Origin of the sequence: Buchnera aphidicola (Pemphigus obesinymphae) (assembly GCF_026122815.1) — a bacterium.
GTDB lineage: Bacteria > Pseudomonadota > Gammaproteobacteria > Enterobacterales > Enterobacteriaceae > Buchnera_C > Buchnera_C aphidicola_BJ.
The window spans coordinates 1-527 of record NZ_JAIWQW010000076.1; the positions used below are offsets into that span (position 1 = coordinate 1).

Consider the following 527-nt stretch of genomic DNA (forward strand, 5'->3'; position numbering starts at 1 on the left):
TTTTATCAATTTCATCTATATAAATAATGCCAATTTGGGCTTTTTGAATATTATAATTGCTTTTTTGTAGTAATTTTTGAATAATATTTTCTACATCTTCTCCTACATATCCTGCTTCTGTTAAAGTGGTAGCATCTGTTATTACAAATGGTACATCAAGAAATTTCGCTAATGTTTCTGCTAATAAAGTTTTTCCACTTCCTGTAGGACCAATTAATAAAATATTACTTTTACCTATTTCAACATTTTTTTTGTTTGAAACATGATAAATTTTTTTATAGTGGTTATAAACAGCGACTGCTAATATTTTTTTTGTTTTATTTTGTCCAATAACGTAATTATCAAGATGTGTTTTAATCGTATGAGGAGTAGGTAAAATTTTGTTTTTATTTTTTATTAACGTGTCGTTTGTTTCTTCTTGTACAATTTCATTACATAAGGTAATGCATTCATCACAGATATATACTGAAGGGCCAGCTATTAACTTTGATACTGATTTTTTATTTTTTCCACAAAAGGAACAGTAT

General features: G+C 26.2%; 1 protein-coding gene. It reads right to left on the reverse strand.

Features of this window, described 5'->3' with window-relative positions; all coding sequences use genetic code 11:
- Nucleotides 1-527 (reverse strand): ClpX C4-type zinc finger protein (locus tag LDP10_RS03165; RefSeq protein WP_265197278.1); only part of this gene is annotated, 527 nt, incomplete at both ends.